We start from the raw sequence: 26900 nt of genomic DNA on the forward strand, positions 1-26900 counted from the left end.
CAGTGACGCCTGATCGCGCTCGGCCGGCTTCTCCCCGCCCCGACGCCGCCGCTGCGCCCTCGCCCCGGCCGGTCCTGGTGCTGGACTTCGACGGGACCGTCTGCGTGGGCGACGCCCCGGTGCTGGGTTACGCCGAGCAGGTGGCCGGCCGGCTACCGCCGTCGGCCCGGGAGCGGGTACGCACCGGGATCAGGGAGTTCCTTGCCGGGAGCCGGGCCCTGCCCGACTGCGAGGACGGGTACCAGGCGGTGGTGGCCCTCAGCGGCCAGAACCTGTCCCAGGAGGACCTGTCCGCGGCCTATCTCGCCTCCCGGGCGGAGTTGGACGTCGACGCGACGCATCCGCCGAACGGGCTGACGCAACTCCTGGACGAGTTGCGCGCCGCCGGTGTGGCCGCGGTCCTGGTGACCAACGCGCCGTTGGTCGGGGTGGATGTGTGGCTGGCCCGGCACGAGTTGGCCGAGCGGCTCGACGCCGTGGTCCCCGACGCCGGTAAGCCGACCCGGATGCGCGCGGTACTCAGTGGCATCCTGACCGAATTCGGGGCCGCACCGGCGCACCTGGCAAGCGTGGGTGACGTGTGGCGCAACGACATCGAACCGGCGATGGCGTTGGGCGCGGTCGGGATGTACCTGGACCGCTTCGGTACGGGGCTGGGGCCGGCCAGCCGGACCGAGACCACGTTCGAGGCGATGTACCCGCACCTCCGCCGCTGGGCGCGTGATGCCGGCGCGGTGGCGGACGACCGCACCGGTACGGACACCCAGAGTTCACCCAATTGAGACCTTCCGGGCCTTCCGCGGGAACCGGAGCGTGAACTAGCGTGAAACGTGCGTTCACAGCGCGTGTGCCCGACGAAACGTTGTTGCGCGGGATCCGTAGCCGACCGAGTTGAAGAACAAGGAACCTCCGATGAAGCGAACCACGACCTGGGCGGCGCTGGCCGCCGCCTCCCTGCTCGTCCTGAGTGCGTGCGGCAACGGGGCCGACGACACCGACGCGGACACCGACACCAACGGCGCGGCCGAGGATGTCACCGAGGACGACGGTGACGACGCCGATGACGCCGACTCTGCTGATGGCGCCGGGGAGGACCCCGACACCCTCGTCCTGGGCCTGGTGCCGTCCCAGGACATGGACAAGTTGGTGGAGGACGCCGACATGCTGGGCGACCTGCTCTCCGAGGAACTCGGCATCGAGGTCGAAGCGGTGGTGACCGAGTCCTACAACGCCTTGATCATCGCGATGGAGACCGGTCAGGCCGACATCGGCATGTTCGGACCGATCGCCCTGGTCCAGGCTGCCGACCGAGCCGGCGCCGAGATCGTGCTGCAATCGGTACGCTTCGGGTCGCCCACCTATCACACGCAGTGGTTCACCAACGATCCCGACACCTACTGCCTGGACGATGTGGTCGAGGTGGAGCAGGAGGACGGTGCGATCTTCACCTTCTGCAACGGCACCGACAGTGCCGACGCCGGTCCGGTGGGTGAGGACGCCCTGGCACTGATCGATGGGGACACCCTCATCTCGATGGTGGACGCCAACTCCGCCTCCGGTTACTACTACCCGGCCACTCAGCTCGAGCGTGTGGCTGGCCTGGACGCGCTGGGGCTGAACACCCAGTTCGCCGGAGGCCACCCGAACTCCATCCTGAACGTGGCCGGTGGCGACTACCCGGTCGGGGTGAGTTTCGACGACGCCCGCGACAACGTGGTGGAGGAGGACCCCGAGATCGGTGAGAAGGTCACCGTGTTCGCGTGGTCCGATGAGATCCCGAACGACGGCGTCGCCGTCGCCGGCTCCCTGTCGGGCGACCTGCAGCAGCGGATCGCCGACGCCATGATGGCGGTCATCTCAACCGAGGACGGCGCGTTCGCCTTCGATGAGGTGTACAGCATCGAGGACCTGGTCCCGGCGGACCTGGACGCGCTGGATGCCGCCCGCCAGGTGGAGTCCAACTTCGGCGAGTGACCATGACCGGGTGGGAGCGGAGGAGCTCTCCGCTCCCACCGGTGTGTGGCCTGTGAGGAAGCAGCGATGATCGAGTTCTCCGACGTGTCCGTGACCTACCCCAACGGGGTGAAGGGGTTGGACGGTGTGGACCTGACGATCCCCGATGGCCAGTTCGTGGTCGTGGTCGGGTTGTCCGGTGCCGGTAAGTCAACCCTGGTGCGTTCCATCAACGGCCTGGTTCCCGTCACCGGAGGTGAACTGACCGTGGACGGGGAGTCGGTCAAGGGCGCCGGACGACGCAAACTGCGGGCGCTTCGCTCGGACATCGGGATGATCTTCCAGTCCTTCAACCTGGTGCGGCGCACCTCGGTGATGAACAACGTCCTGATGGGGCGGTTGCACTCCACCGGTACGCTGCGCTCCTCCCTGGCGTTGTACTCCAAGGCCGACAAGGAACTCGCCTTCACCGCGCTCGAGCGGGTGGGCATCGTGGAGAAGGCGTGGGTCCGTGCCTCCCAACTCTCCGGCGGTCAGCAGCAGCGGGTAGCGATCGCCCGGGCGCTGGCCCAGGACCCCAAGATCATGCTCGCTGACGAGCCGGTGGCCTCCCTGGACCCGCCGACGGCGAACCAGGTGATGAAGGATCTGGAGCGGATCAACCGGGAACTGGGCATCACCACGGTGGTGAACCTGCACTTCCTGGACCTTGCACGCCGGTACGGCCAGCGGATCATCGGTATGCGCTCGGGCAAGATCGTCTTCGACGGGACCGGTGAGGAAGCCGACGACGAGGTCTTCGAACGCATCTACGGTCGATCCCTGACCGCGGATGACGTGATCGCCAAGGAGCCCGGAGCGATCGCGTGAGCACCACCGCCACTGCTGATGGACCCGCCGCGGCGGCACCAGCACGGCCGCGCAAACCCAAGCCCAGCCCCGCGGTCATCGGGGGACTGACCATCACCGCGGCGATCACCGTGTGGGCGGGTTGGTCGATCGACTTCACGTTGATGCCGTTGTTCACCGATGTCACCCGCGGCCGGCACGTCATCGCCGAGTTCTTCAACCCCGACTGGGCCTTCCTGACCCGTGCGGTGGTGATCGAGTCGTGGCTCACCACGCTCTTCATCGCCATCCTGGCCACCGCGGTGGGCTGCGCGATCGGGTTGGGGATGGCGATGCTCGCCAGCAAGACGTCGGCACCGAACAAGGCCACGTACCAGGTGTCCAAAGCGGTGCTGTCGGTGCTGCGGGCCCTGCCCGATGTGGCCCTGGGATCGCTGTTCGCCGCGATCGTGCTGCCCGGCCCCCTCGCCGGCATTCTGGCGCTGATCGTGTTCAACATCGGGGTGATCGCCAAACTCACCGGCGAGACCGCCGATGCTGTGGACCCCGGGCCGATCGAGGCGGTGGAGGCCGGCGGCGGCAACCGGATCCAGCGGGCCCGGTGGGCGATCTATCCGCAGATCGCCCCGAACTACCTGTCCTACTGCTTCTACGTGTTCGAGCTGAACCTGCGCGCATCGGTGGTCATCGGCATCGTCGGCGGTGGCGGCATCGGCGCACTGATCAGCACGTTGCTCGGGCAGTTCCAGCACGAGCGCCTCGGTGCGATCATCGTCAGCCTGTTCGTGGTGGTGTTCGTGCTTGACCAAGCCTCCCGCGCGGTGCGACGGAGGCTGACATGAGCGACCGGACCACGAAACCGCGCGCCGGCAGCCCGACTCACACCGGGGGCACCCGGCCGGCTCCGCCATCCAAGACCCGCAAGACGCTCGCGATGATCCTCACCCTGGTCATCATCCTGGTGGCGCTCTGGCAGGTGGACGCCAACTGGCCGCGACTGGCCAACCTGTTCACCACCGGGCCGGAGTACTTCCGGCTGATGACCCAGGGCGTGCTGCAGAACCCGTTGGTGGATCCGAACACCGAGTACTGGTCCCGTGCGACCTCGCTGATGATCGAGTCGCTGCACATGGCGTGGATCGGCACCATGCTCGGGGCGCTGTTGTCCTTCCCGATGGGATTCCTGGCCGCCTCCAACGTCTCACCCCGGGCCGTGGTCTTCGTGACACGGCAGATCCTGAACATCATCCGCGCGATCCCCGAGCTGATCCTGGCGATCGCGGTGATGCTCCCGATCTTCGGCCTCGGACCGCTCGCCGGCGCGATGGCCCTGGGGGTGGGCGCTGTGGGCACACTGGGGAAACTGACCTCGGAGGCGATCGAGGGGATCGACCTGGGGCCGGTGGAGGCCGCCCGTGCCGCCGGGGCGAACAAGTGGCAGGTGCTGCGTTGGGGGATCACCCCGCAGGTGATGCCGGAGATCATGGCGTTCTGGCTGTACCGGTTCGAGATCAACATCCGCGCCGGGGCGATCCTGGGGTTCCTCGGTGCCGGAGGGATCGGATCGTTGCTGAGCCAGTTGTTCAACGTACGGGCCTGGGACCGGATCGGCATCACGTTGATGGTGATCATCCTCATCACCGTCCTGGTGGACCAGATCTCCGCGCGGGTGCGAGCCCGGATCATCTCCGGTGACCCCAGGGCCACGCTGGTCGAGGTGGATGCCGAGGTGGTATGAACACCGGACCGCAGGTCCCCGAACTGGGCTCGGTTCCCGGGCGGATCCGGGCCGGGATGGCGCTGCTGCACCCGAGCGAGTTGCGGGTAGCCGAAGTCATCGCGAGCCGTCCGGAGTGGGCCATCGAGGCCTCGGCGCAGGAAGTAGCCGATGCAGCCGGGACCTCGCGCGCGACCGTGGTGCGTACCGCCCAGCGGCTGGGCTTCACCGGCTACCCCCAACTGCGGGTCCTCCTTGCCCGGGATGTGGGCGCGATGTCCCCGCTCGGGCGTCGGTGGGACGAGGGGGATGCCGAGTCGGCGGGCAAGGACGGGGGACCGGCGGGGGCCGACCAGGACGCCGGCCCGTTCGAGTTGCCCGGCCCGGCCGGTCCGGACGACGCCATCGGCCTGGTTCGTGAGTACCTCGCCCAGGTGCGCACGGCGGTGGAGCATCTTCCGTCCCTGCTGCCCGAAGCCGATGTGGTGCGCGCTGTGGATCTGTTGCACCGGGCGCGCAGCGTCCTGGTGGTCGGGACCGGACTCTCGGAGCCGATCGCGCTGGAGGCGGCGCTGCGGTTGAACGCCACCGGGATCCTCGTCGAGGCGCCGCCGGACCGGGTCCTGCGCGGTACCCGCGCACGGGCGCTGACCGGGGCCGATGTGTGCCTCGCGATCAGCGGGTCGGGTAGCACCCGGGACACCCTCCAGCCGGCCCGGGCCGCCGCGGCGGCGGGAGCCAGCGTGATCGCGCTGACCGCGACCACTCCCAGTCCGCTGGGGGATGTCGCGACGGTGGCGCTGGTGGCATCGATGGGTGTGAGTGCATCGTTGGGCACGGGCACGTTCGCCGAGGAGATCACCCGCACCCCGAGACTGCCCCAGACCATCGTGGTGAATGCGCTCGTGCATGCGCTGATCGCGCGCGATCCCCAGCGTGCACAGGCAGCACAGAACCGGATGCTGGAGGTCATCGGCGACGCCTTCGCCCAGGACCCCCTCTGAGCGTGTGTGCTCGCACACCTTCGCCCTGCTCGGCCGGTACAGGTGGTGACCCACGGCGGTCATGGGGCTAGGATGGACAGGTTGCCTCGGCGAGGGACGTCGGTTGGGCAGATGCGCCCGCTGTCAGTCCGTGATTCGACGCGGTGGTCCCGACCTTCGCGCGTCGTCCGCCCGGTGTCCCCGCCCGTGGCCCACCCACCGACCTGCACGCTTCCCTTTCGGAGATCCTCACGTGTCTGACAACGACAAGTACACCCTTGAAGCCAATGTCCGTACCGAGTTCGGCAAGGGCGCTGCCCGCCGCACCCGGCGCGCCGGCCTGATCCCGGCGGTGATGTACGGGCACGGGAGCGACCCGATGCACCTGACCCTGCCCGGTCACGAGACGTTCCTGGCGTTGAAGGACAACCCCAACGCACTGCTCACCCTGGTGGTCGACGGCGAGAGCCAGTTGGCCCTGTCCAAGGACGTTCAGCGTGACCCGGTGCGGCGCACGATCGACCACGTCGACCTGGTACAGGTGCGTCGCGGTGAGAAGGTCTCGGTGGAGATCGCCGTGCACATCGAGGGGGAGTCCGCCCCGGACACCATCCACACCCTGGAGATGCAGACCCTGCAGGTGCTGGCCGAGGCCACCAACATCCCCGAGTACGTCGTGGCCAACATCGACGGGCTCGAGGAAGGCCACGTGCTGCGCGCCGGCGATCTGCCGCTGCCGGCGGGCGTGGAGTCGGAAGAGGACCCCGACACCGTGGTCGTGCTCATCACCATCCCACGGGTCTCGGAGGAGGACCTCGAGGCCGACACCGAGGACGCCGAAGAGCCGGCCCTGGTCGGGGAGCCCGAGGGCGGGGCCGACGAGGGTGGCGAGTCCGAGGGCTGAGCCCCTCCGCCCGTCGCCTCGCACACATGAACCCGGGTCACGATGAGTGCTGAACTGTGGCTCGTGGTGGGCCTGGGTAATCCTGGGCCCACCTATGCCGGGAATCGTCACAACGTCGGCGCCATGGTGACCGAGGCGGTGGCGGAACAGGTGCCCGGGGAGTTCGTGCGCCATCGGGCGAGGGCGCAGGTGCTCGATGGCCGGATGGGCGTACGGTCCGGTGGAGCGCCCGGGCCGCGCGTGGTGCTGGCCAAACCGTCGACGTACATGAACGTCTCCGGGGCACCGGTGGCGGCCCTGTGCCGGTTCTACTCGGTGCCGCCCGAACGCCTGCTGGTGGTGCATGACGAACTGGACCTGCCCGCCCACACCCTGCGGTTGAAGCAGGGTGGTGGCACCGGTGGGCACAACGGGCTGAAGGCGATCAGTGCGGCGCTGGGCACCCCGGGGTATGTGCGCCTACGGGTGGGGATCGACCGGCCGCCGGGCCGGATGGACCCTGCTGATTACGTCCTGCAGGACTTCCCCGCCGGTGAGCGCACCGAGTGGGCGGTGACCGTGGAGCAGGGCGCCCAGGTGATCCGCGACGTGATCCACGACGGCCTGGAGCGCACCCAGAACGTGCTGCACACCAGCACCTGACGCCCGGCCGCGGCGGTGCGGAAGGTTCCGCCGCGCCGGTGCCACCCCGGCGCCCGCATGGCGCTACTGTGCATGCCAGGGTGAGACGGCGACGAGGGGCGCACCATGACAACGAACGACGGCGGAACACGCCCACCAGCGCACACCTACCAGCAGCCGGTGGCGCGGGGCTACGGGCCGGGACCTACCGGCACCCAGCAGGTCAGGCGTGGTCAGGCGGGGTTGGGTTGGTTGTTCCTGGCTCCGGCGCTGGTGCTGTTGCTGTTCCAGCAACTCATCCCGGCCGTGCGCACCTTCGTGATGAGCATGCAGGACGGGTCGATGTCGGCCGATGGGGCCTGGGTCGGGATGGCGAACTACCAGAGGATCGCCACTGAAGGACTGCTGCAGACAGTGCTCTCCGGGGCCCTGGTCGGAGCGCTGATCGCCGTCGTCGGTTTCGCCGCCGGGTTCGCACTGGGCCTTCCGGCCAGGGCTGCCGCAGGCGGCGCCCGCCGGGTCGGCCTGGCGATGGCCGGTTTGGCGCTGATCTGCGTGGCCCCGGTGGCATCGGTGATCGGCGTGAGCCAATTGGTTCATCCGGTGAATGCCGCCCGTGTTTCGCAGCTGCTGGTGTGGCTGCCCGCGGCCACCGTGAGCGGTTTCCTGACCGGTGCGCTGGCCCGTCCCCCGGTACGAATCGGGGGCACTGCGGCAGTCGGAGCAGCCGTCGCCGCGATGGCCGGCGCGGCATTGAGCGTCCAATCGGCTGCGGGTGTGCTGCAGGGACGGTCATCCGGGGACCCGGCCGCGATGATCTACCACTTCTCATTCCTGCAGTTCCACATCGGTGCCGGAGCGGCTGTCAGCACCGTGCTGATCCTGGTCACCGCGATCTTGGGGGTGCTGACGACCCAGGTGCTCCTCGCCTCCCGATTGCGGTTGCGGACCGGTGTCCGGCCCGCGCCCGGACTCCCGGAGCCCGGCGAGCACCTGGCCCACTCCGGCCACCCGGCTGCTTCGGACCACCGCCCCCGGGGTGGCGCCGGTGCGGTGATCGGTGGAGTAGTGGTGTTGCTGCTCGCCGCGGTGGCCAGTGCCCCGTGGTTGTTCGCCGGGGCTCTCGGGCCGGGCGACCCTATGCCCAGCGGACGGGAACTTCCCGCTGCGGGTGCGGCGGTGCTCGGCACATGGCTCGGTGGCGCGGGAGAGGTTCTGCTGGTGGTGGTGGTGGCCGCGCTCGCCGGCTGGGGCATCAGCTACCACCGTCCGCTGGGGGAGCGCAGTGTGCCGGTGCTGTTGACGATCCTGTCGCCCGCGCTCTTCCTCGGTCTGGTTCCGTTGATGACTGTGCACTTCCTGGACCGCTCCGACCTCGGCTTGATCGGGACGTTCCTGGGGACCGTGCATCCACACCTGGTGGTGGTGCCGCTGGTCTTCCTGTGCGCCTACCTCGCGGACGCCCGGCGCACGAGCGTCGATGGGCCGGGGGCGGCCCGCCGGACGACGGTGGCCGCGATCGGATTGGCCGCGGGGTTCCTGCTGCTGCTGCGATCAGAATCGATCTGGTCGCTACTGGTGGGCGGGCCGAGGGATCAAGACTCGGTGATGATGGCGCTGCAGGCCTGGCAGATGCGGATGATTCCCGAGGCGTTGGGGCTACTCAAGCCGTGGCCCGTGCTGGTGCTGATGGCTGCGGTCCTGGTCACCTGCGCGATCGGTCTCGGCCGCCTACAACTGGGCTACCTGGGGCCGCATGCCGCCGGCCGGTACCAGGGGCAGCCCCCGTTCCAGGGTCAACCCCACCAGCACCCGTATCAGGGGCAACCCCCACAGGCACCGGGTGTCCCGCCGCGGCAGCACCCGTATCACGGCCCGCCGTCGCAGGCGCCGCCGGGAGGTTGATGCCGCCCAGGGTGGTCACCCTCACGCCGGCGCTCCGGGCGCGAGTGCACTCACGGCGGTAAACTGGAACACTGTGCGACCCGCCCCCCGCATCCGCGCGGTGCGGGCCGTTCGTGCTGCCTGCGGACCCCCTGGCGGCGCCCTGCCGAAGCACGCCCAACCCGGATCATCCCGCGAACGAGGACCTTATGAGCCTGGCCGGACTACTTCCCGCCCTGCGCGCCGATCAGGCGCTGACCGAACTCGTTGATGCGGTCGCCACCCGCGGTGACCTCGACGTCACTGCCTCCGTGGGCGCACGGCCGGCCATCCTGGCCGACCTGGCCCTACGCGGCACTCGGCCGCTGGTGGTGCTCACCGCCACCGGCCGGGAGGCGGACGAACTGGCCACCGCGCTGGGGACCTACCTCGATCCGGCCGATGTGGCGGCCTTCCCGGCCTGGGAGACCCTGCCGCATGAGCGGCTGTCCCCGCGTAGCGACACCGTGGCCCGCCGCATCGCGGTGCTGCGCCGCCTGGCGCACCCGAACGCCGCGGAAACCGGAACCGGAGGAACAGCGGGGCCGGGCCGCCCGATCCGGGTGCTGGTGGTGCCGATTCGTGCCGCACTGCAGCCAGTCGTCAAAGGCCTGGGCGATCTGGAACCGGTGGCACTGCGCAATGGGCAGCACGCGCCGATGGAGCAGGTGATCCAAGACTTGGTCGATGCCGCCTACACCCGGGTGGACATGGTGGAACGGCGCGGGGAATTCGCCGTCCGGGGCGGGCTGCTGGATGTGTTCGCCCCCACCGAGGCACACCCCCAGCGGGTGGAGTTCTGGGGTGACGAGGTGGAGGAGATCCGCTGGTTCTCCGCCGCCGACCAGCGCTCCCTGGAGATCAGCGAGGACGGGTTGTGGGCACCGCCGTGCCGGGAGATCCTACTCACCGATGCGGTGCGCGACCGCGCCCGGGATCTGATTCCGTCGCTGCCCGGGGCCACCGACATGCTGGAGAAGCTGTCCGAGGGAATCGCCGTGGACGGGATGGAGTCCCTGGCCCCGGCGCTGGTGGAGGGGATGGAGCCGCTGCTGGACCTGGTGGACCCCGGATCGCTGGTGCTGGTCAATGAGCCCGAACGGGTGCGCCGGCGCGCCCACGACCTGGTCGCCACCACGGAGGAGTTCCTCGCTGCAGCCTGGACTTCCGCGGCCGCCGGTGCGCACACTCCACTGGACTTGTCCGAGGCCTCCTTCGAAACCCTGGCCGACACCCGTCAGGTGGCGCTGCGCCGCGGACTGGGCTGGTGGACCCTGGGGGCCTTCGGCCGGGACGCCGAACTGGAGGACCTCGCCGACGCGACCGCGGCCGAGGCCGCGACCGCCGGCGATGAGGACGATCCGTTCCCGGCTGCCGGGCACACCGTCGTCGTCGACTCCCGGGACGTGCACGGCTACCGCGGTGACACCGAGAGGGCGGTGGCCGACCTGCACGAACTCACCGGACAGGGCTGGCGGTTGGTGCTGGTCACCGAGGGGCCCGGACCGGCGCGCCGGATGGTGGAGATGCTGCTGGACGCCGAGGTCCCGGCCCGCCTGGTCGCCGGGGTGGAGCCCGCCGGTGCCGATGCCCGGTCTGGGGAGGACGAGAATCTGCCGACGGCGGGGGTGGTGCTGGTCACCACCGCGTCGGTGGGCAGGGGGTTCGTCAGCGAGGACCTGCGCCTGGCGTTGTTCACCGAAGCCGACCTGACCGGCCGCGCCGGGGCGGCCTCCACCAGGGACATGCGTCAGATGCCCTCCCGGCGACGCAACGTGGTGGACCCGTTGGCCCTGCGGCCCGGTGATTTCGTGGTGCACGAGCAGCACGGGGTGGGCAAATTCGTCGAACTGCTCAGCCGTACCATGGGCGCCGGGCGCAACGCCGCCACCCGGGAGTACCTGGTGATCGAGTATGCCCCCTCCAAGCGCGGTCATCCCGGGGACCGGTTGTACGTGCCCAGTGACTCCTTGGACCAGGTGACCAAGTACACCGGTGGGGAGTCGCCGTCGCTGAACAAGATGGGTGGTTCGGACTGGGCCAAGACCAAGGGCCGGGCGCGCAAGGCGGTGCGGGAGATCGCCGGTGAGCTGATCCGGCTGTACTCCGCGCGGATGGCCACCACCGGGCACGCCTTCGGTTCCGACACCCCCTGGCAGCGCGAACTCGAGGACGCCTTCGCCTTCGTCGAGACCCCCGACCAGGCGGTCACCATCGATGAGGTCAAGGCCGACATGGAAAAGCCCGTCCCGATGGACCGCTTGGTCTGTGGGGACGTCGGCTACGGCAAGACCGAGATCGCGGTGCGGGCGGCCTTCAAGGCTGTCCAGGACGGCAAACAGGTCGCGATCCTGGTGCCCACCACATTGCTGGTGCAGCAGCACTTCGAGACCTTCTCCGAGCGGTACGCCGGTTTTCCCGTCGAAGTGCGCGCGCTGTCCCGCTTCCAGAGCAAGGCTGAGGCCCAGGAGGTCAAGGACGGCGTGACCTCCGGGGCTGTGGACGTGGTGATCGGCACCCACCGGCTGCTCACCGGCGAGGTGCGGTTCAAGGACCTGGGGCTGGTGGTGATCGACGAGGAGCAGCGGTTCGGGGTGGAGCACAAGGAGACCCTGAAGCAACTGCGCACCAACGTGGATGTGCTGGCGATGAGCGCCACCCCGATCCCGCGGACCCTGGAGATGGCGGTGACCGGCATCCGGGAGATGTCCACGCTGGAGACTCCTCCGGAGGAGCGCCACCCGGTGCTGACGTTCGTCGGCCCGCACGCGGACAAGCAGATCGCTGCGGCGGTGCGGCGGGAGCTGCTGCGTGAGGGGCAGGTGTTCTACGTGCACAACCGCACCGAGTCCATCGACCGGGCCGCCGCCCGGATCCGTGACCTGGTGCCAGATGCCCGGGTGGTGGTGGCCCACGGGCAGATGAACGAGCACGAGTTGGAGCGGGTGATCGTCGACTTCTGGAACAAGCGCGCCGATGTGCTGGTCTCCACCACGATCGTGGAGACCGGCCTGGACATCTCCAACGCCAACACCCTGATCGTGGAGCGCTCCGACGCGATGGGCCTGTCGCAGTTGTACCAGTTGCGCGGCCGGGTGGGCCGGGGCCGTGAACGCGCCTACGCCTACTTCCTCTACCCACCCGAGCGGCCGCTGACCGAGACCGCCCACGAACGCCTGCAGACCATCGCGGCCAACACCGAACTCGGTTCGGGCATGCGGGTGGCGATGAAGGACCTGGAGATCCGCGGCGCCGGCAACCTACTCGGAGGGGAACAGTCGGGGCACATCGCCGGAGTGGGTTTCGACCTGTACGTGCGGATGGTGTCCGAAGCGGTCGCCCAGTTCCGTGGGGAGGCACCCGAGGAGGTGCCCGACCTCAAGACCGAGATCGCCGTGGATGCCCACATCCCGCACGACTACATCTCCCACGAGCGGCTGCGCCTGGAGGCCTACACCAAGCTGGCGCAGGTCACCGACTCCTCCGGCATCGAGGACGTGCAGGCGGAGTTGGTGGACCGGTACGGACCGGTGCCCGAGCCGGTGCAGCGGCTCTTCGGGGTGGCGGCATTGCGGATCAAGGCCCGGGCCGCCGGACTTTCGGAGATCACCGCGCAGGGCAAATTCCTGCGGTTCGCGCCGGTGCAACTGGCCGACTCGGCTCAGGTGCGCCTGAAGCGCCTGTACCCGGGCGCCATCCTGAAACCTGCGATCCGTACCGCGCTGGTGCCGGCGCCGTCCACCTCCCGGGTCGGGGGCACCCCGCTGCGGGATGAAGCCCTGCTGGAGTGGTTGGACACCCTGATCGAGGCGATCTTCGCTCCCGGGGCCACGGTAGCCGCCGCGGCTGCCGTGGCCGAGGGCACCTAGGGGACTCCGGGCGCCGACGCCTCCGCAGGCCGTGGGGGCTCCTCGGCGAGCGCGCCCTGGCCCAGTGTTGTCAGGGCGCGCACCGCCTCGGCCAGGGTCGTGGCGGTGCGGTCCAGGTCGGCGTCGCTCACCGAGGCGCCGAAGGTCATCCGCACCGCGGTGCCGGCTACGTCCGGGTCCAGACCCAGAGCCAGTAGCGCCGGCGAGGGCTCGTCCCGCCCCGCCGCACATGCCGACCCGGAGGAGCACCGGATCCCGCTCCGCTCCAACTCCAGCAGCACCGCCTCACCGGCGGTGCCGGGGAAGCAGAACGAGGCGTGCCCGGGTAGCCGGCGCTCGCGGTGCCCGGTCAGCATCGCCGTCGGGACCCGATCCAGCACCCCGGTCACGAACGCCTCGCGCCGGACTGTGACCGTCTCGGCGTCGTCGACCCGACCGGCCTCGGCGATCCTCAGTGCGGTGGCCAGCCCCACAGCCCCGGCCACGTTCTCGGTGCCGGAGCGCCGCCCGCGTTCCTGACCACCGCCGTGGACCAGCGGCTCCACCGGTAGCCGGCCCCGTAGGTAGGCGGCCCCGACCCCCTTGGGGGCCCCCACCTTGTGCCCGGAGATGGTCAGTGCATCCACCCCGAGGGCGCGTACGTCCAGGTCCAACCAGCCCGCGGCCTGGACCGCGTCGGTGTGGAACAACGCACCGGCCTGGTGGGCCAGGGGCACCAGGGCAGCCAGGTCCTGCACGGTGCCGATCTCGTTACTGGCGTAGGCGATGCTGACCAGCGTGGTATCAGGTCGCAGCACGTGCGCCAGCGCCTCCGGGCGCACCACACCGGCGGCGTCCACGGCCACCATCGAGGCCTCGAACCCGTGGTGGCGCACCAGGTAGTCCATCGAGGCGGTCACCGCTTCGTGCTCGATCGGTGAGGTGACCAGGTGCCGTCCCCGGGGGTCGGCCAGCGCCAGCCCCTTGATCGCCAGGTTGGCCGCCTCGGTTCCCCCGGCGGTGAAGGTGATCTCCGAGGCGCGTGCACCCAGCACACCGGCCACGGCTCGGCGGGCCCGGGTGAGCCCGTCCTGGGCGCGGGTGCCCAGGTCATGGGTGGAGGACGGGTTGCCGAACTCGGCGGTCAGGTACGGCCACATCGCCTCCAGCGCCTCCCGGCGCACCGGGGTGGTGGCGGCATCGTCCAGGTGCAGCACGCTCACGGCGCCACCTGCACGTCCAGGCCCAGGTCCAGCGCCGCTACCGAGTGCGTCAAGGCCCCCACCGAGATCACGTCCACCCCGGTGGCGGCGATCTCGGTGACGGTGTCCAGGGTGACGTTGCCGCTGGCCTCCACGATGGCGCGGCCGTCGATCAGCGCGACACCCTGGCGCAGGTGGTCCAGGCTGAAGTTGTCCAGCATGATCGTGTCCACCTCGGCGGCCAGCACGGCGTCGATCTGGTCCAGGCGGTCGACCTCCACCTCCATGTGCACGGTGTGCCCCAGGCGGCGGCGCACCCGGCGCAGTGCCTCGGTCAGATCCTGACCGGCGGCGCCCAGCACCGCCAGGTGGTTGTCCTTGAGCATCACGGCATCGGAGAGCCCGAACCGGTGGTTGTGCCCACCGCCGGCTCGTACCGCATGCCGCTCCAGCACCCGCATCCCCGGGGTGGTCTTGCGGGTGTCGGCGATCCGCACCCCGGTCCCGGCCACTGCGGCCACGTAGCGGGAGGTGGCGGTGGCGATCGCGCTGAGCCGCTGGGTGAGGTTCAACGCGATCCGTTCGGCCTGCAGCACCGCCCCGGCCGGACCCTGCACCCGGGCGAGGGCGTCCCCGGCAGCGAAATACTCGCCGTCTTCCTTGGCCATCGTGACCTGAACCGCAGGGTCGGTGAGGGTGAAGGCCGCGGTGAACACGGCTTCGCCCGCGAGCACCCCGTCGGTGCGAGCCACCAGGTCGGCAGTGGCGGCGGACGACGGCGGAAGCACAGTGGCGCAGGTCAGGTCGCCCCAGGGAGCGTCCTCGGTCAGGGCGGCCCGCACGATGGGTTCGATCAGGTTCGCGGTCAGCATCAGGTCCTCACCAGGGTCGGTCGGTCAGCACCGTGGTCGGTGTCAACGGCCCCGAGTGCCGGGCCCGGCGCCCCGGGGGCATCGGCTCGGAAGTGGGCGCCCACGGATTCGGTCCGGGCCAGCGCGGCCGTGGCCATGGTACGAGCGAGCAGCAGAAGGTTGGCATCCTCATGGCCGCTGATCGTGCGGGGCGGTGCCATGGTGGCCGACCACACCTCGAGCGTGTGCAGCGCATCCTGTAGCCCGGCCTCGGTGCGGACCAGGCCGACGGCGTCCCACATCAAGTGCTGCAGCGCGGCGCGGGAGTAGGTGGCGGCATCGGGCCGGCAGAGCGTGACTGAGCCATTGTGGTCGGCCGGCCTGGAGGGCTCCGGTGCGAGCGGACGCCCCGGCGGGCAGGCCCACGACCCCGGCAGCACGCTCTGCTCGCTCAGGATGGTGGCCGCCCGATGGGCGAACACCGCGCCCTCCAGCAGCGAGTTCGAGGCGAGCCGGTTGGCCCCGTGCACCCCGGTTCTGGCCACCTCCCCGATCGCGTACAGGCCCGGGACGCTGGTGCGGCCGTACAGGTCGGTGCTGACCCCACCCATGGCGTAGTGCGCCGCTGGGGTGATCGGCACCGGTTCGGTGCGCCAGTCCAACCCGGTGGCCAGCACCGCGGCGTGGATGCTGGGAAAACGGGTGGGCAGCCGGGCGGCGAGCGCCGTGGCATCCAGCAGCACCGGGGCCCCGCCCTGGGTGCTCATCTGAGCCGCGACGGCCCGGGCCACCACATCACGTGGCGCGAGTTCGGCATCGGGATGCGCCGCAGGCATGAACCGCCGCCCGGAGGCGTCCAGGAGCACCGCTCCCTCACCGCGGACCGCCTCGGAGATGAGGAACCCACCGATCGCCGAGGTGGTCGGGTGGAACTGATAGAACTCCAGATCCGCTGTCCGCGCACCGGCGCGCAGCGCGAGCGCTACGCCGTCACCGGTCGCGACCAGCGGGTTGGAGGTGTGGGCGTAGAGTTGTCCGGCCCCGCCGGTGGCCAGCACCACCGCGTCGGCGAACAAGGAAACCGACCGCTGTGACACCGAACGCTGTGCCGCGGCAGCGGACCCACGGCTTGAACGTCCCTGCCGGCCGGCGGCCGGTGGTGGTGCGGTGATCGCCTGCACACCGCGCACGCGGCCGCGCTCGGTGCGGATCTCGGTGAGGAACGTGTGCTCCAGCACCCGGACCTGGCCGTGCGCACGCAACCGGGCGATCAGGGCCGCGGTGATGTGCGCGCCGGTGGCATCGCCCCCCGCGTGCAGGATCCGGGGATGCGAGTGCGCCGCCTCCAGTCCGCCCGCCAGGCCGGCGGCGTCGGTGTCGAAGGCGACCCCGGCGCCCAGCAGGTCGGCGATCCGCTCCGGGCCCTCGGTGCACAGCACCCGCACCGCCTCCCGGTCACACAGGCCGGCGCCGGCGCGCTCGGTATCGACGGCGTGCGCACCGGGACTGTCCCGATCGAAGATGGCTGCGGCGATCCCACCCTGGGCCAGGGAGGTGTTGCTCAACTCCAGCGGACCCTTGCTGATCAACGTCACCTCGCAGGTGGCGCTGGCGTGGAGGGCGCACAGCAGGCCGGCGATCCCGGAACCGGCCACCACCACGTGCGGCTTGCTCACGTGCCCGGCCTCGCGGCCAGCATCCGCTCCAGCGCCACCGTGGCCGGTGCCGCGACCTCGGCGGGCACCGAGATCTGGTTCAGCACCTGTCCGTTCACCAGGGCTTCCAGCACCCAGGCCAGGTAGCCGGGGTGGATCCGGTACATCGTCGAGCACGGGCAGATCACCGGGTCCAGGCAGAAGATGGTGTGCTGCGGGTGCTCGGCGGCCAGGCGCTGGACCAGGTTGATCTCGGTGCCGATGGCGAAGGTGGTGGGCTCTGTGGCCCCTTCGATCGCCCGGCGGATGTAGTCGGTGGACCCGGACTCATCGGCGGCATCGACTACCGGCATCGGGCACTCGGGGTGCACGATCACCCGGACATCGGGGTGCTCGGCGCGGGCCTTGTCGATCTGGGCGGTGGTGAACCGTCGGTGCACCGAGCAGAACCCGTGCCACAGCACCACCTGGGCATCGCGCAGCGTCTGCGCGTCATTGCCCCCCAGGGGGCGGTTCGGGTTCCAGGTGGGCATCGCCTCCAACGGCACCCCCATCGCCTTGGCGGTGTTGCGGCCGAGGTGCTGGTCGGGGAAGAACAGCACCCGCTGGCCCCGCTCGAACGCCCACCGCAGCACGGTCTCGGCGTTGGAGGAGGTGCACACGATGCCCCCGTTGCGCCCACAGAAGGCCTTCAGGGACGCCGCGGAGTTCATGTAGGTGACCGGGATGATCGGGGCGCGGGTCGGGTCCTCGCCAGCGCCGTCGGCTGCTGCGTCCACCTCGGCATACAGGTCGCACAGTTGCTCCCAGGCCTCCTCGACCTGGTCGATGTCGGCCATGTCGGCCATCGAGCAACCGGCTGCCAGGTTCGGCAGGATCACCGACTGCTCCGGCCCGGAGAGCAGATCGGCGGTCTCGGCCATGAAGTGCACGCCGCAGAACACGATCGCCTCGGCCTCGGGGTGGGCGCGGGCGGCCTTGGCCAGTTGGTAGGAGTCACCCACGTAGTCGGCGTGGATGATCACCTCATCGCGTTGGTAGAAGTGGCCGAGGACCACCACACGTTCACCGAGTTCGGCGCGGGCGGCGCGGATCCTGGCGTGCAGCTCATCGACCGGGGCGTCGCGATACTCGGCGGGCAGTTCGCCTTGGCGCGGGGCGGTGGCGGGCAGGGTGTCACCCATGGAGGCGCCGGGTCCGTATCCGCCCGGGTCGAAGGCCCACGGGCCCTGGGCGAGGTCGTCGGAGCAGGTTTCGGCGTCGGTGGCGCCGGTGCGCACACCCTGGATCAACAGATCGACGGAAGCGGTGGTCATGAGTTCCTCTCGGAGAGCAGCACGGGCCCCAATGGTCCGTGGTCGGTCATGGACATGGACTGGTCGTAGCGGTACAGCCGCGCGGGGCGGTGCCGGCCCCCGGTGCGCATCTCATCGGTGGCCACCACATGCCCGGAGGCGAGCACCTGGCGCCGGAAGTTCGCCGGGTCCAGACGCTTGCCGAGCACCACCTCATGCACCTCCCGGAGGTCGGCCAACGTGAAGGTCTCGCCCAGGAAGGCGTGCGCGATCCGGCTGTGCGAGACCTTGGTGCGCAGCCGCCACAAGGCGTAGTCGACGATGAGGTTGTGATCGAAGGCGAGGGTGGGCAGGTCATCGGCGGGCAGCCAGCGCACGTTCTGCCGGGCAGGGGCATGGGCCACTTCATCGATCCCGACCAGGGCCCAGTACACGATCGAGACGACCCGGGTTGCTCCGGGGGACCGTTCGGGGTCACCGAAGGTGTAGAGCTGTTCCAGGTACTTGGGCTGCAGGCCGGTGGTGGACTGCAGGGCACGGCGGGCGCCGTCGGTGGGGCCTTCGTCTGCTCCCAAGGGGCCCCCGGGCAGGGCCCAGTGGTTGTCATAGGGCGCGCGCAGTCGGCGCACCAGCGGAATCCACACCGTCGGCTCACCGCGTGGTTGGAGCGGGTCGTTGCTGCGCAGTGCGAAGATCACCGTGGATACGGCGAGGTCGATCGCGGACCCGGTGTCCATGGGCGCTCCTCACCGCAGTAATGGTGTTGATGACTATAAGCAAGTGGATGCCTTAGTGTCTCACAGACCTTTACGAATGGTCCAGGGCGTTCCACATCGGCACGGTTCGGGCCTACCGGTGGGGCTGCTGCGGATCGGTGACCGGGTTGTGCCACTGTCCGAACCGGAGCCGTAGACTGGCTACCACTCGCCGGGTTTGCTCACGCACGGCCCCGGCCCGCCTACGATGATCTCCAACCCGTGATGTTCACGAAAGGTCCATGCCGTGGTCTCGACCTCCCGCCTGCTCAAGGTCATCAGCGCTGTGCTGATCGCTGTCCTGGCGCTCGGCGCCTGCTCCGCGCGGCCCGGTACCGCCGCGGTCGTGGACGGGCGCACGATCAGTGAGAACGACCTGTCCCTGGCCTCCTCCGAGTTGAGCGAGGTGCTCGGGCAGCCGGTGAACTCCCAGGCGGTGCTGCAGATCCTGATCGTGGCTCCCACGATGATCCAGGTCGCTTCCCGTCACGGGGTCTCGGTCTCGGCCGATGACGCCCAGGACTTCCTCGCCGGCGAAGCGGCTTCCAGTGGGCACCAGGTGGCCGAGGGCGGCTACGGAGCCGGCACCGTCACGGTGGGCCGCTATCTGCTGCTGGACAGCGCGCTGCGCAGTTCCAACGAAGGCGGCGCCATCGGAGCGGACCTGCAGGAGGAGTTCGCCGATCTGGACGTCGAACTCAGCCCGCGGTACGGCGAGTGGACCCCGGAGGCGGGACCCACGCCGGTGCAGCCCGACTGGATTCTGAACCCGGGCGAGGGTGAGGCGGCCTGATCCCCGGACCCATCGGGCAGTGCAGGGGAAGGTGGGGCCGGTGAGCACCAACGACGGCGACATCCAGCGGGTCGGCAGCGAGTTGCTCCGCGCGGTGGCGGTGATGGACCGGCTGCGTTCCCCGGGCGGTTGCCCGTGGGACGCCGAGCAGACGCATGCCTCGCTCGCGCCCTATGCGGTGGAGGAGGCCCACGAACTGGCCGAGGCCGCCGAGTCCGGCGAGGTGCATCACCTGCGCGAGGAACTGGGGGATCTGCTGCTGCAGGTGCTCTTCCATGCCCGCATCGCCGCCGAGGCCGAGGACGGTTTCGACATCGACGATGTGGCGACCGCACTGGTGGACAAACTCACCTACCGCCACCCCCACGTCTTCGCCGACGACGGCGAGCGCGGCCTGTCCGCGCAGGAGGTCACCGACCAGTGGGAGGTGCTCAAGGCGGCCCGGCAACGCCGAACCTCGGTGCTGGAGGGGATCCCCACCTCGCTACCGGCCCTGGCCCGGGCACAGAAGGTGCTGAGCCGGATCGGGAAGGCGGACCTGGAGATCGAGCCCGACCCAGCCGAGCCGGAGGGCCGGATCGGCGCTCGCCTGCTTGAACTGGTGCACGAGGCCCAGCGTCAGGGGGTCGATGCCGAGGCAGCGCTGCGCAACCGGATCCGGGGACTGGAGGAGCAGGTGCGCCGGGCCGAGCACGTCGCGAAGCCGGATACCGCGACGCCGACCCGGACGGGCAGCGCTGAGCCGCGCCAGCAGTGAGGAGGCAGTGCCACTCACGCAAGCACCGGCTATCCGGCACCGCGGCCAACCCGGCCGCCCGGTCATCGAGAGCCGATGACGGCCGTGGTTTACCCGCCACGTTGCGTTGGTCTGGTCGCACGCCGGTGCGCGTGGCGTGCGGAGCGCACTATCGTGTGGGGCGGACCGTGCTTGTGTTGTCGATGAATTGGAGTGAATAGTGGCCACTATCGAGGCCCTGGGTGCCCGCGAGATCCTTGACTCACGCGGCAACCCGACCGTTGAGGTCGAGATCGCCCTGGACGATGGCTCCTTCGCCCGCGCCGCCGTGCCCTCCGGGGCCTCCACCGGCGCATTCGAGGCGGTGGAGCGCCGCGACGGAGACACCACCCGGTACCTGGGCAAGGGCGTCCAGGACGCCGTGGCCGCGGTCACCGAGACCATCGCGCCCGAGGTGCTGGGCCTGGATGCTGCCGACCAGCGGTTCCTGGACCAGGCCCTGATCGACCTGGACGGCACCGCGAACAAGGGCACCATCGGAGCCAACGCGATCCTGGGGGTGTCCCTGGCCGCCGCGCGGGCCAGCGCCGAGAGCGCGGACCTGTCGCTGTTCCGTTACCTGGGCGGACCGAACGCCCACCTGCTGCCGGTGCCGATGATGAACATCCTCAACGGCGGATCGCACGCCGACTCCAACGTCGACATCCAGGAGTTCATGATCGCACCGATTGGTGCGGGCACCTTCTCCGAGGCGCTGCGCTGGGGCACCGAGGTCTACCACGCACTGAAGTCGGTGCTGAAGTCCCGCTCGCTGGCCACCGGTCTGGGCGATGAGGGCGGCTTCGCACCGAACCTGGAGTCCAACACCGCCGCGCTGGACCTGATCCTGGTCGCGATCGAGCAGGCCGGTTTCAAGGCCGGCTCGGACATCGCCCTGGCCCTGGATGTGGCGGCCACGGAGTTCTTCACCGAGGGGTCCTACACCTTCGAGGGCCGGGCGACCACCCCCTCGGACCTGGTGGACTACTACGCCAAACTGGTGACCGACTACCCGCTGGTGTCCATCGAGGACCCGCTCAGCGAGGACGAGTGGGACTCCTGGAGCGACCTGGTGGCCAAGATCGGGGACAAGGTGCAGATCGTGGGCGATGACCTGTTCGTCACCAACCCCGAGCGGCTGGCCCGCGGCATCGAGACCAGGGCCGCCAACTCGCTGCTGGTGAAGGTCAACCAGATCGGCACCCTGACCGAGACGTTCGATGCCATCTCCCTGGCTCAGCGCAACGGGTTCACCGCGATGGTTTCGCACCGGTCCGGGGAGACCGAGGACACCACCATCGCCGACCTGTCGGTCGCGGTGAACGCCGGGCAGATCAAGACCGGTGCGCCGGCGCGAGGTGAGCGCATCAACAAGTACAACCAGTTGCTGCGTATCGAGGACGAACTGGACAGCGCAGCCCGCTACGCCGGTGCGTCGGCGTTCCCCCGCTCCCGGTCCTGACGCGCGGCCCGGTCGAACGGTGACCAGGCACCTGGTCACCAGGCACGTCGCCTGGTGACCAGGTGCTTCGCATGCCGCCGGCGGTTGGTCGCGCGGCAGCCGATGATCGTTGCGGTGACCTGTGGCGGGCCGTTGCCCGGTATCGCGCCCGCGGCACGAAGGATGTAAAGAATAGTAGACATTGTGTAAGGTTTGCTGTACGCTCCTTCTACCCGACGACGCGCTGGCGACCGGTCGGGCCCACACCGAGGAGCGACGATGGCGTCCACTGTCCGCACGGCCCGGCTGACCGGACTGTCCTACCTGGGGCTCGTCGTGACCGGCGTTGCCGGCTTCATGCTGATCAGATCCCAGATCTTCGTCGAGGGCGACGGAGCCGCCACCCTGGCCAACCTCACTGCCTCGGAGGGCCTCGCCCGGCTGGGTGTCGTGATGGAACTGGGGATCGCGCTCACCCAGGCCCTCACTGCCCTGATGTTCTACCGGCTCTTCCGCGGTGTCAGCAGCCTCGCGGCCGGTGCGATCGCTGCGTTCGGCATGGTCAACGCCGTTGTCATCCTGGCCAGCAGCGCGCTGCTGGCCACCGCCGTGGGGGTGGCGGGGGGCCGGTCGGGTGCGCTTGGGGGCGATGCCGCCGCCGCGGTCCAACTGCTCTACGCGACCTCGGAGGGACTGTGGGCCGCCTGCGGCCTGTTCTTCGGGCTCTGGCTCATCCCGATGGGCTGGCTGGTGCTGCGATCGCGGTGGATGCCCGCCGCGCTCGGCTGGATGCTCATCGCCGGCGGGAGCGGCTACGTGCTCAGTACCGCCTCCGGGCTGTTGCTGCCCGGTCACTCGGTGATCGGCACGATCCTGACCCTTCCCGCGGCGGCCGGCGAGTTCTGGATCCTGGGCTACCTCCTGGTCAAGGGCGTGCGCTCTGGAACGGGGACCCGCGCGCAGGTCGCGACGGTAGCCTAGGCACGTCGCGGGAACGGGAGGGCACCGAACTGTCGTACGAGGAGAAGGGCACGTGGGTCTACCTCGTGGTGACCCTGGCCGTGTTCGCCGGTTATGTGGCGACGGTGCTCGGCCGGGCGCAGACCCCGATCACCGCCACCGCTTACCAGGTGCCGCTGCTCGTGGCCGTCGGGGTCGCGGTGATCGCCACCGTGGTGCTCCGGGTGCTCGTGGAGATCGTTCGCCCGAGCGAGACCTACCGGGCGGACAGCCGGGACCGCGACATCGACCGCCTAGGCGTGATCCGTTCCTGGGGCCTGGTGGTGGCCGGTGCGCTGGCGGCACTGGTGATGGCCCTCGCCGAGTGGCCCCACTTCTGGATCGCCAATGCCCTCTACCTGAGTTTCGTCCTGCACGCGGCGATGAACTCGGTGGTGAAACTCGTCGCCTACCGGCAGGGGTTGTAGCGAGGTGGTCAAACCGACCAGGGTGACCAACCGCATCCGCGCGCTGCGGTTCGCCCGCGATGAGATGACCCAGGCAGAACTGGCTGCCGCCGTCGGCGTCACTCGCCAGACCATCATCGCGATCGAGCAGGGTAAGTACTCTCCGTCGCTGGAGATGGCGTTCCAGATCGCCCAGGCCCTGGGCGTGGACCTCGGCCAGGTATTCCAGTACCCGGGCCGGGAGCAGGATGACTAGGGAGGGGCCCCGGTCGAGTGCGAAGCGCGGCCCCGGCGCCGGATCGGACTCGGCCGGGCCTCATGCGCTCACCGCGGCAACCGGGCGACACTCCACCGGCGGCTCACGGGATTTGTCCGGTGGGTGCGTGACGATGTTGTGGTGAGTGCCCGCCGCCCGACCACCCCTCGTGCGCCGTCGCGCGCCCCGGCCTCGAAGCAGCGCGGCGGAGCCGACCCCGCCACCAGGGGCGGTCGGGGCCATAGCGGCACCTCCGGGTCCCGGCCGCGGCCCAGTCCGGGCAAGACCGCCCGGGCCCCCCAGCGCGGCGCCGGACGAGCGGCCGTCGTCGATCCCGAACCGCCGCCGCGACAGATCACGGTGCGTACCCTGGTGCTGTTCCTGGTGGTGCTGATGGCCTTTATCGTGGTGACTCCCACGCTGCGCGCCTACGTCACCCAGGCCGAGCAGCAGCGCACCTTGGTGGCCCAGATCGAAGCCACCGAGGAACGCAACAACCAGTTGCAGCGCACCGTGGACCGATGGGAGGACCCCGCCTACGTGCAGGCCCAGGCCCGCGAGCGACTCGGGTTCGTCCACCCGGGGGAGACCGCCTACCTGGTGGTCGACCCCGAGGTCGTGACCGGCGAAGAGGTGGAGTCCGATCCGGACGCTGACGGCCCGGTGCTGATGCCCCAGGTGGGGCCCTGGTACATCACCGTGACCGACTCGTTGCGGGTGGCCGGTGAGGTGGGCGAGGAGTGAACGAGCCGGCGACCCAAGCCGACCTGGCGACGCTGGCCGAGCAGTTGGGCCGTGCCCCGCGCGGCGTGGTGGCGATCGCTGCCCGCTGTGTGTGTGGCCGGCCCCTGGTGGTGCGTACGGCACCCCGGCTGGAGGACGGCACCCCCTTTCCCACGATGTACTACCTGACCCACCCCGCCGCCGTGGCGGCCACCTCCACCCTGGAGAGTCAGGGCGTGATGAGAGAGATGACGGAGCGCCTGGCCACCGATGCCGATCTGGCCGCCGCCTACGCCCGCGCCCACGAGCAGTACCTGCGCAGGCGCGCTGAACTCGGCGATGTTCCGGAGATCGAGGAGATCAGCGCCGGCGGCATGCCCACCCGGGTCAAGTGCCTGCACGTCCTGGTGGCGCACTCCCTCGCCGAGGGACCGGGGGTGAACCCGCTGGGCGACGAGGCGCTGGACCTGCTCACCGAGGTGTGGAGCCCGGCGCGCTGCCACTGCTGAGCCGCGCTCCCACCGCGGTACCGCTGGCCGGTCCACGGGCCGGCGGCCGCCCCGGCGTGAAGGCTTGCTGACGATCTGGCAGGCTGTCCGGGTGAAACGCGTCGCAGCCATCGATTGTGGAACCAACTCCATCCGCCTGCTCATCGCCGACATCGACGACGACGGGTCCGGCCTGCACGAGATCACGCGCCTGATGGAGGTGGTCCGCCTGGGTCAGGGGGTGGACCGCACCGGGCGCTTCGACCCGGAGGCGCTGCAACGGACCCTGGAGGCCACTTCCAGGTATGCCCGGTTGTGCGAGCAGCACCAGGTGCAGGCGATCCGGTTCGTGGCCACCTCGGCCAGCCGGGACGCGTCCAACCGGGAGCAGTTCTTCGCCGGTGTGCACCAGTGCCTGGGGGTGGAGGTGGAGATCATCAGCGGCGCGCAGGAGGCGCACCTGTCCTTCGCCGGGGCGATCAGTGTGCTCGACGACGGTCCGGAACCGGCCGGCAGAGCAGGGGCCCGGCTGGTGGTGGACATCGGCGGTGGTTCCACCGAACTGGTCAGCGGCAGCGACCGCACGCAGCAGGAGGACGCCTCGATGGACGTGGGTTGCGTGCGCATGAGCGAGCGGCACCTGCACTCCGATCCGCCCACCCGTGCGCAGATCGAGGCGGCCGGCACCGATATCGACGCCGCGCTCGATGAGGCCGAGCAGCACGTCGAGTTGGGCCGGGTGCGCTCGGTGGTCGGCGTGGCCGGCTCCATCACCACGGTCACCGCGCATGCCTTGGACCTGCCGGCGTACGACCGCGACCGGATCAACGGCGCCCGCCTGACCCTGCCCGAGATCCGGCAGGCTTGCGATGAACTGCTGCGTATGACCCGCGAGCAGCGCGCACGCCTTCCCTACATGCACCCAGGACGGGTGGACGTCATCGGCGCCGGGGCGCTGGTGTGGGACCGGGTGCTGGACCGGGTTGCTCAGCGGGTGGCCCAGGCAGGTGGCGTGCTGGAGCCGGTGGTGACCAGCGAGCACGACATCCTGGACGGCATCGCCCTGTCGCTGGCCTGAGAGCACCCTCAGGCGTCGTCACCGGTTTCCGCCGCGGCCTTGGCGGCCTCGATCGCGGAGGTGTTCACGCGCGCCCAGGCATAGGGAAGCAGCAGCGCGCTGAGCGCTCCCGCGGCCAGGAACGGAGTGCGCAGCGCCCACTCCCTGCCCAGCCCGGGCTCCAACCAGGTGACCAGCACGCCGCTGACCAACACGCCCAGGGACATGGTGCCCCAGCCGAAGAACCGGTAGACCGAGTTGACGCGGCCGAGTAGGTGGTCGGGGATGATGCGCTGGCGCAGCGAGACGGTGATGACGTTCCACAGCACGATCGCGAATCCGATCAGCACCGAGACCGCCCACACCGCCAGGCCGGAGGACAGCAGCCCGATAGCGGTGTAACCGACGCCGAAGGTCATCATCGCCGACAGCAGCGAACGTCCCTCGGTCAGCGCGGCCACGACGCGCTCGGCCACCAGGGAGCCGGCGATGGCACCGGTGGCGATGCCGGTGAGCAGCAGCCCGAACTGCCAGCCCTCGAAGAGACCCAGGACGTCCTGGGCGAAGAGCACGAACAGTGCGGTGGCGATCGCGCCGGCCAGGTTGCTCGCCCCCAACAACAGCGCCATGGCGCGCAGCACCGGGTGGCGCCACAACCACCCGAAGCCCTCGCCGATCTCTGCGCGCCAGTAGATCCGCTTGCTGCGCTCCACGGCTGCCCCACGGGGCCGGAAGGTGCCCTTCAGCGAGAAGATCAGCAGCGCGCTCACGGCCAGGAACGCCGCGTTGGCCCCGAACGGGATCACGAGGGCGATCGCCACCAGGAACCCCGCCAACGGTGGGCCCACGAAGTTGTTCAGGGCCGTCTCCGCACCCCACATCCGCCCGTTGGCCCTCTCCAGCAGCCGTTTGTCCACGATCGAGGGGAGCAGGGTCTGGGCGGTGTTGTCCCGCAGGACTTCGGCGAACCCGAGCACGAGCGCCATGAGAATGAGACCGGCCAGCAACAGGGTGGACTGGGCCGGTTCGGGGGCACCGGCGGCCAGTTCGGCCGGGGTCGGGAGTCCGTCCTGATGCAGGAGCAGGACGACGGCGAAAGCGGCGACGACGACGAACCTCGCCACATCCATGGTCGCCACGATGAGGCGGCGGTCGAACCGGTCGGTGATGACCCCAGCCGGCAGTGAGAACAACAGCCAGGGCAGCCGCGAGGCCAGGCCCACGAAGGTGATCCACAACGGGTCCCGGGTCAGGGCCGAGGCGAGCCAGACCACCGCGATCGACATCAGCCCGTCACCCAGGTTGGTCATGGCCGAGGCGGAGAAGAGTTTCCAGTAGTTGGCCCCCAGGCGCAGCGCGGGCTGGGGAGTCCGGGTGAGGTGATCGGGGCCGGGATCCGCCATAG

25 protein-coding genes are annotated in these 26900 nt (G+C 70.0%); 19 read left to right on the top strand and 6 right to left on the bottom strand.

All coding sequences use genetic code 11. From position 1 onward, the window contains the following. The first annotated feature begins 2 nt into the window (after positions 1–2). From ACO0LV_RS11450 to mfd, 10 genes are all read left to right on the top strand, one after another. Complete coding sequence (locus ACO0LV_RS11450; protein WP_424788033.1) at positions 3–782, top strand: HAD family hydrolase; 780 nt, start codon at positions 3–5, stop codon at positions 780–782. A 130-nt stretch (positions 783–912) separates the two neighbouring features. Then, positions 913–1974: a phosphate/phosphite/phosphonate ABC transporter substrate-binding protein gene (gene phnD, locus ACO0LV_RS11455; protein ID WP_424788034.1), complete on the top strand. Its 1062-nt coding sequence runs from the start codon at positions 913–915 to the stop codon at positions 1972–1974. Between the two features lie 66 nt (positions 1975–2040). Continuing rightward, entirely contained in the window at positions 2041–2823 is a 783-nt protein-coding gene (gene phnC, locus ACO0LV_RS11460; protein WP_424788035.1) for a phosphonate ABC transporter ATP-binding protein, read from the top strand. Next, a complete protein-coding gene (gene phnE, locus ACO0LV_RS11465) occupies positions 2820–3644 on the top strand; it encodes a phosphonate ABC transporter, permease protein PhnE (protein WP_424788036.1) in 825 nt (274 codons plus the stop codon). The genes phnC and phnE (ACO0LV_RS11465) overlap by 4 nt, the downstream gene beginning before the upstream one ends. Beyond that, the gene (gene phnE / locus ACO0LV_RS11470; RefSeq protein ID WP_424788037.1) at positions 3641–4540 is read left to right on the top strand and encodes a phosphonate ABC transporter, permease protein PhnE; all 900 of its coding nucleotides are present in this window, start codon (positions 3641–3643) and stop codon (positions 4538–4540) included. Before phnE (ACO0LV_RS11465) ends, phnE (ACO0LV_RS11470) begins: the two co-directional genes overlap by 4 nt. After that, on the top strand, positions 4537–5523 hold the full coding sequence (locus tag ACO0LV_RS11475; protein ID WP_424788038.1) for a MurR/RpiR family transcriptional regulator: 987 nt from the start codon (positions 4537–4539) through the stop codon (positions 5521–5523). Before phnE (ACO0LV_RS11470) ends, ACO0LV_RS11475 begins: the two co-directional genes overlap by 4 nt. Positions 5524–5755: 232 nt before the next feature. Beyond that, the gene (locus ACO0LV_RS11480) at positions 5756–6406 is read left to right on the top strand and encodes a 50S ribosomal protein L25/general stress protein Ctc (protein ID WP_424788039.1); all 651 of its coding nucleotides are present in this window, start codon (positions 5756–5758) and stop codon (positions 6404–6406) included. A gap of 42 nt (positions 6407–6448) precedes the next feature. Further along, complete coding sequence (pth, locus tag ACO0LV_RS11485) at positions 6449–7048, top strand: aminoacyl-tRNA hydrolase (protein WP_424788040.1); 600 nt, start codon at positions 6449–6451, stop codon at positions 7046–7048. Positions 7049–7153: 105 nt separating this feature from the next. Continuing rightward, positions 7154–8932, top strand: a complete 1779-nt coding sequence (locus tag ACO0LV_RS11490) for a hypothetical protein (RefSeq protein WP_424788041.1) — start codon at positions 7154–7156, stop codon at positions 8930–8932. 188 nt (positions 8933–9120) lie between these two features. Further along, a complete protein-coding gene (gene mfd, locus ACO0LV_RS11495; RefSeq protein ID WP_424788042.1) occupies positions 9121–12819 on the top strand; it encodes a transcription-repair coupling factor in 3699 nt (1232 codons plus the stop codon). Here the strand turns inward: mfd and ACO0LV_RS11500 are convergent. From ACO0LV_RS11500 to ACO0LV_RS11520, 5 genes are read right to left on the bottom strand one after another with little or no spacing between them, the layout of a single operon-like run. Continuing rightward, positions 12816–14015 carry a cysteine desulfurase family protein gene (locus tag ACO0LV_RS11500; RefSeq protein WP_424788211.1) on the bottom strand — a complete coding sequence of 400 codons (1200 nt, stop codon included), beginning with the start codon at positions 14013–14015 and terminating at the stop codon, positions 12816–12818. The two genes, mfd and ACO0LV_RS11500, sit on opposite strands and share 4 nt — an antisense overlap. Positions 14016–14017: 2 nt before the next feature. Further along, on the bottom strand, positions 14018–14872 hold the full coding sequence (gene nadC, locus ACO0LV_RS11505) for a carboxylating nicotinate-nucleotide diphosphorylase (protein ID WP_424788043.1): 855 nt from the start codon (positions 14870–14872) through the stop codon (positions 14018–14020). Then, the gene (locus ACO0LV_RS11510) at positions 14872–16527 is read right to left on the bottom strand and encodes an L-aspartate oxidase (protein WP_424788044.1); all 1656 of its coding nucleotides are present in this window, start codon (positions 16525–16527) and stop codon (positions 14872–14874) included. Before ACO0LV_RS11510 ends, nadC begins: the two co-directional genes overlap by 1 nt. After that, positions 16524–17822: a quinolinate synthase NadA gene (gene nadA / locus ACO0LV_RS11515; protein ID WP_424788045.1), complete on the bottom strand. Its 1299-nt coding sequence runs from the start codon at positions 17820–17822 to the stop codon at positions 16524–16526. The genes ACO0LV_RS11510 and nadA overlap by 4 nt, the downstream gene beginning before the upstream one ends. Further along, positions 17819–18538 (bottom strand): NUDIX hydrolase, encoded by a 720-nt coding sequence (locus ACO0LV_RS11520; protein WP_424788046.1) that lies wholly within the window; start codon positions 18536–18538, stop codon positions 17819–17821. The genes nadA and ACO0LV_RS11520 overlap by 4 nt, the downstream gene beginning before the upstream one ends. A gap of 265 nt (positions 18539–18803) precedes the next feature. Here ACO0LV_RS11520 and ACO0LV_RS11525 point away from each other — a divergent pair, with 265 nt between their 5' ends. The 9 genes from ACO0LV_RS11525 to ACO0LV_RS11565 all read left to right on the top strand — a co-directional run bounded on the left by ACO0LV_RS11525 (position 18804) and on the right by ACO0LV_RS11565 (position 25516). Next, positions 18804–19349 (top strand): hypothetical protein, encoded by a 546-nt coding sequence (locus ACO0LV_RS11525; RefSeq protein ID WP_424788047.1) that lies wholly within the window; start codon positions 18804–18806, stop codon positions 19347–19349. Positions 19350–19389: 40 nt separating this feature from the next. Further along, complete coding sequence (locus ACO0LV_RS11530; RefSeq protein ID WP_424788048.1) at positions 19390–20106, top strand: MazG family protein; 717 nt, start codon at positions 19390–19392, stop codon at positions 20104–20106. A gap of 199 nt (positions 20107–20305) precedes the next feature. Further along, positions 20306–21586: a phosphopyruvate hydratase gene (gene eno / locus ACO0LV_RS11535; RefSeq protein WP_424788049.1), complete on the top strand. Its 1281-nt coding sequence runs from the start codon at positions 20306–20308 to the stop codon at positions 21584–21586. Positions 21587–21844: 258 nt separating this feature from the next. Continuing rightward, the gene (locus tag ACO0LV_RS11540; RefSeq protein ID WP_424788050.1) at positions 21845–22546 is read left to right on the top strand and encodes a DUF4386 domain-containing protein; all 702 of its coding nucleotides are present in this window, start codon (positions 21845–21847) and stop codon (positions 22544–22546) included. A 65-nt stretch (positions 22547–22611) separates the two neighbouring features. Next, positions 22612–22992 (top strand): hypothetical protein, encoded by a 381-nt coding sequence (locus ACO0LV_RS11545; protein ID WP_424788051.1) that lies wholly within the window; start codon positions 22612–22614, stop codon positions 22990–22992. Between the two features lie 4 nt (positions 22993–22996). Further along, the gene (locus tag ACO0LV_RS11550) at positions 22997–23227 is read left to right on the top strand and encodes a helix-turn-helix transcriptional regulator (protein ID WP_424788052.1); all 231 of its coding nucleotides are present in this window, start codon (positions 22997–22999) and stop codon (positions 23225–23227) included. A gap of 141 nt (positions 23228–23368) precedes the next feature. Further along, positions 23369–23971 carry an FtsB family cell division protein gene (locus ACO0LV_RS11555; protein ID WP_424788053.1) on the top strand — a complete coding sequence of 201 codons (603 nt, stop codon included), beginning with the start codon at positions 23369–23371 and terminating at the stop codon, positions 23969–23971. Further along, positions 23968–24459, top strand: coding sequence for a DUF501 domain-containing protein (locus ACO0LV_RS11560; RefSeq protein WP_424788054.1), 492 nt, complete (start codon positions 23968–23970; stop codon positions 24457–24459). The genes ACO0LV_RS11555 and ACO0LV_RS11560 overlap by 4 nt, the downstream gene beginning before the upstream one ends. 91 nt (positions 24460–24550) lie before the next feature. After that, complete coding sequence (locus ACO0LV_RS11565; RefSeq protein WP_424788055.1) at positions 24551–25516, top strand: exopolyphosphatase; 966 nt, start codon at positions 24551–24553, stop codon at positions 25514–25516. An 8-nt stretch (positions 25517–25524) separates the two neighbouring features. On the opposite strand, the gene ACO0LV_RS11570 is transcribed toward ACO0LV_RS11565, so the two are convergent. Further along, the gene (locus ACO0LV_RS11570) at positions 25525–26898 is read right to left on the bottom strand and encodes an MFS transporter (RefSeq protein ID WP_424788056.1); all 1374 of its coding nucleotides are present in this window, start codon (positions 26896–26898) and stop codon (positions 25525–25527) included. Between the last annotated feature and the right edge of the window lie 2 nt (positions 26899–26900).

The organism is Pseudactinotalea sp. Z1739, assembly GCF_049725055.1.
GTDB lineage: Bacteria > Actinomycetota > Actinomycetes > Actinomycetales > Beutenbergiaceae > CALKWS01.

Excerpts from the sequence above, each read along its gene's own strand:
- phnD (WP_424788034.1), top strand. The coding sequence starts at position 913 with ATGAAGCGAACCACGACCTGGGCGGCGCTGGCCGCCGCCTCCCTGCTC.
- phnC (WP_424788035.1), top strand. The coding sequence starts at position 2,041 with ATGATCGAGTTCTCCGACGTGTCCGTGACCTACCCCAACGGGGTGAAG.
- phnE (WP_424788037.1), top strand. The coding sequence starts at position 3,641 with ATGAGCGACCGGACCACGAAACCGCGCGCCGGCAGCCCGACTCACACC.
- ACO0LV_RS11475 (WP_424788038.1), top strand. The coding sequence starts at position 4,537 with ATGAACACCGGACCGCAGGTCCCCGAACTGGGCTCGGTTCCCGGGCGG.
- pth (WP_424788040.1), top strand. The coding sequence starts at position 6,449 with ATGAGTGCTGAACTGTGGCTCGTGGTGGGCCTGGGTAATCCTGGGCCC.
- ACO0LV_RS11490 (WP_424788041.1), top strand. The coding sequence starts at position 7,154 with ATGACAACGAACGACGGCGGAACACGCCCACCAGCGCACACCTACCAG.
- mfd (WP_424788042.1), top strand. The coding sequence starts at position 9,121 with ATGAGCCTGGCCGGACTACTTCCCGCCCTGCGCGCCGATCAGGCGCTG.
- nadC (WP_424788043.1), bottom strand. The coding sequence starts at position 14,872 with ATGCTGACCGCGAACCTGATCGAACCCATCGTGCGGGCCGCCCTGACC.
- nadA (WP_424788045.1), bottom strand. The coding sequence starts at position 17,822 with ATGACCACCGCTTCCGTCGATCTGTTGATCCAGGGTGTGCGCACCGGC.
- ACO0LV_RS11520 (WP_424788046.1), bottom strand. The coding sequence starts at position 18,538 with ATGGACACCGGGTCCGCGATCGACCTCGCCGTATCCACGGTGATCTTC.
- ACO0LV_RS11540 (WP_424788050.1), top strand. The coding sequence starts at position 21,845 with ATGGCGTCCACTGTCCGCACGGCCCGGCTGACCGGACTGTCCTACCTG.
- ACO0LV_RS11570 (WP_424788056.1), bottom strand. The coding sequence starts at position 26,898 with ATGGCGGATCCCGGCCCCGATCACCTCACCCGGACTCCCCAGCCCGCG.